The sequence below is a fragment of the uncultured Oscillibacter sp. genome (assembly GCF_910587525.1).
Classification (GTDB): Bacteria; Bacillota; Clostridia; order Oscillospirales; family Oscillospiraceae; genus Oscillibacter.
Window position 1 is genome coordinate 1 of sequence record NZ_CAJULS010000199.1, and the last position, 3,051, is coordinate 3,051.

The 3,051-nt window shown below is 56.3% G+C and carries 2 protein-coding genes, 1 tRNA gene and 1 pseudogene; 1 reads left to right on the forward strand and 3 read right to left on the reverse strand.

Annotation, left to right across the window (positions count from 1 at the left end; all coding sequences use genetic code 11):
* The 3 genes and pseudogenes from QZ326_RS12335 to QZ326_RS12345 form a co-directional block, all read right to left on the reverse strand.
* Window positions 1-95, reverse strand: a pseudogene (locus tag QZ326_RS12335) (rubrerythrin family protein); the annotation flags it as partial.
* A gap of 81 nt (window positions 96-176) precedes the next feature.
* Window positions 177-253, reverse strand: a tRNA-Arg gene (locus QZ326_RS12340).
* A gap of 363 nt (window positions 254-616) precedes the next feature.
* On the reverse strand, window positions 617-1,783 hold the full coding sequence (locus tag QZ326_RS12345) for a phosphoglycerate dehydrogenase (RefSeq protein ID WP_295745704.1): 1,167 nt from the start codon (window positions 1,781-1,783) through the stop codon (window positions 617-619).
* Window positions 1,784-2,138: 355 nt separating this feature from the next.
* On the opposite strand from QZ326_RS12345, the gene QZ326_RS12350 reads away from it, so the two are divergent.
* Window positions 2,139-3,051, forward strand: a 913-nt coding sequence (locus tag QZ326_RS12350) for a GTP-binding protein (RefSeq protein ID WP_295745707.1), incomplete at its 3' end; no start/stop codon positions are given.

The window sequence follows — 3,051 nt, forward strand, 5'->3', positions numbered from 1 at the left end:
GACGCAAAATAGGTGTACTTGTTCCGGGCCTGGGACTCCCCGGCAAAAGCGGCCTGCAGGTTTTTCTCCGTCTGGGTTCCGGCGTATTTGGACATGGTGAAATCCTCCCTTTCAAATCTTCAAAATAGATGCAAAAAGTTACAAAAAAGCTCTAAAAACTGCGTTTTTAGAGCTTTTGGTACGCCCGACTGGATTCGAACCAGCGGCCTTCAGAGTCGGAGTCTGACGCGCTATCCAACTGCGCCACGGGCGCATACCTGACAATATAAGATTTTCAGTTTTCCGGCTATCCGGGGAAATAGTAGTCAAACAGTAGTCAGCTCACGGCGTTTTTTCCTCTGCCGATCCGCCAACGCCCCTGTTTGCAGGGCTTTGCGCCGTATCTCAGCCGGAGTTGTCAGAAACGTCGGAGTCTGACGCGCTATCCAACTGCGCCACGGGCGCATACCTGAACGATATGAAATTATCTCTCCGGACATTTGGGAAAGTTTCCCTCATGTGCCTTAAGCAGTATAGCAGAAAATTTCTCCCGTGTAAAGAGTTTCTTTTGGTTTTTTCCAAAATTTCAGAATATCATTCTGAGGGAGGCCGCAAGAGAGGCGGCCTCCCTGCACTTTTATTCAATCACACGCACCCGGATCACATTGGTCAGGCGCTTTACATCTTCGATGATATCTGACTCCACCAGGGTGCCCAGATCCACCAGGGTATAGGCGTAATCGCCTCGGGACTTGTTGCTCATGTTTTCCACATTCACGCCGTCTTTGCTTAGAAGCGCGGTGATGTTGGCCAGCATGGCCGGTACATTCCGATGAATGATGCACATCCGCATAGCTCCGCTGCGCTCCATGGAGACGTTGGGGAGGTTTACAGAGTTCCGGATATTTCCATTGTCCAGGTAATCCGTCAGCTCGTCCACCGCCATAACAGCGCAGTTCTGTTCACTCTCCGGAGTGGAGGCTCCCAGGTGGGGCATGGCTACCACGTGAGGGGCCTGAACCAGGCGGTTGGTGGGGAAGTCGGTGATATAGGCGGCTACCCAGCCAGTGTCCAGCGCCGCCAGCATGGCGTCGTCGTTCACAATTTCTCCCCGGGCCAGGTTGATGAAGCGGACGCCCCGCTTCATAGCGGCGATGGCCTTGGCGTCAATCATGTGTTTTGTTTTGTCTGTGAAATGGATGTGGATGGTGACATAATCCGCCCGCTTGTACAGCTCGTTGATATCCTTCACCACATGGATATGGCGGTCCAGCCGCAGGGCGGCGTCCACGGACAGATAGGGGTCGTAGCCGTAGACATCCATGCCCAGAGACAGTGCGATGTTGGCCACCAGTGCACCAATGGCTCCCAAGCCAATGACGCCCAAGGTCTTTTTATAAAGCTCCGGCCCGGCATAGGCGGACTTGCCTTTTTCCACCACAGTGGTCACGTCTACGCCGGCGTCCACCTGGCTCCGAACCCAGCGGATGGCTCCGTCTACGTCCCGAGAGCCCATGAGCATGGCGCAGAGCACCAGCTCTTTGACGGCGTTGGCGTTGGCGCCGGGGGTGGAGAACACGGCGATTCCCGCCTCGGAACAGCGGTCAATGGGAATATTGTTCACGCCCACCCCGGCCCGGGCGATGGCCAGCAGACTCTCCGGCAGGGAATAGTCCAGGAGCTTTGCGGAGCGGACCAGAATGCCGTCCTCATTGGTCTCGCTGTCAGAGACAGTATAGCGCTCCGGATCAAAGCGGCTCAGGCCTACAGGGGAGATTTTGTTGAAGGTTTTAATGCGGTACATAGGCAAATGCCTCCTGGGCGGCCCCGGCGGGCCGCGTTACTTGCCAGGGAACGTGCGGCGCTGGCGCCGCTTCCCCGGCAGCACCTCTATTATAGACGTCCGGAAGGGAGGGGGTCAATGTGCGGAGAGACGAAAAATGAGGGGCAGAGAGATGGAATTCTTGGTAAAAAAGGTATGACCTTGAAAAGGCGGCATTTTGACGGATTAAAAACGGTGAAAACATGAAAAGATGTGGATTTTTCCATTGAAATACTGGAAAAATGAGACTATAATTAAAAAACGTATGTGAAATGGAAGGCCTGAATTCGGATGTGCCAAGGTCCGGCCTTGCTTTGTAAAAGGAGATCAACAGGATATGCAGAATGAAAAATTGAGAAACGTTGCAATCATTGCCCACGTCGACCACGGCAAAACCACGCTGGTGGACGAGATGCTCAAGCAGGGCGGCGTATACCGGGAAAATCAGGAGGTGGTGGACCGGGTCATGGACTCCGGTGACCTGGAGCGGGAGCGGGGCATCACCATCCTGGCCAAAAACACAGCTATTCAATACAAGGATACCAAGATCAACATTGTGGATACCCCAGGACACGCCGACTTCGGCGGCGAGGTGGAGCGCATTTTGAAGATGGTCAACGGCGTGATTCTCCTGGTGGACGCCGCCGAGGGCCCCATGCCCCAGACCCGTTTCGTCCTCTCCAAGGCTCTGGAGCTTGGCCACCGGGTCATTGTGGTGGTGAACAAGATCGACCGCCCCGACCAGCGGATTCACGAGGTCATCGACGAGGTGCTGGAGCTTCTCATGGACCTGGACGCCACGCAGGAGCAGCTGGACAGCCCCATGCTGTTCTGCTCCGGCCGCAACGGCACGGCCTCTTATTCCCCCGATGCCGTGGGCGCCGACCTGACGCCCCTCTTCGAGACTATTCTGGAGTATATCCCCGCCCCGGAGGCCAACGTGGACGAGCCCTTCCAGATGCTGGTCAGCTCCATCGACTACAACGAGTTCGTGGGCCGCATCGCCATCGGGCGCATTGAGCGGGGCTCCTTGAAGCAGAACCAGGAGATTGCCGTTTGCAACTACCACGACCCGGAGGCCGTCCTCCGCAAGGCCAAGGCCACCGCCATCTACGAGTTCGACGGCCTGGGCCGGAAAAGCGTGACGGAGGCCTTTGCGGGGAACATCATCGCCATGAGCGGCATTCCCGACGTGACCATCGGGGACACCATCTGCGTCCCCGACACGGTGGAGGCCCTGCCCTTCGTGA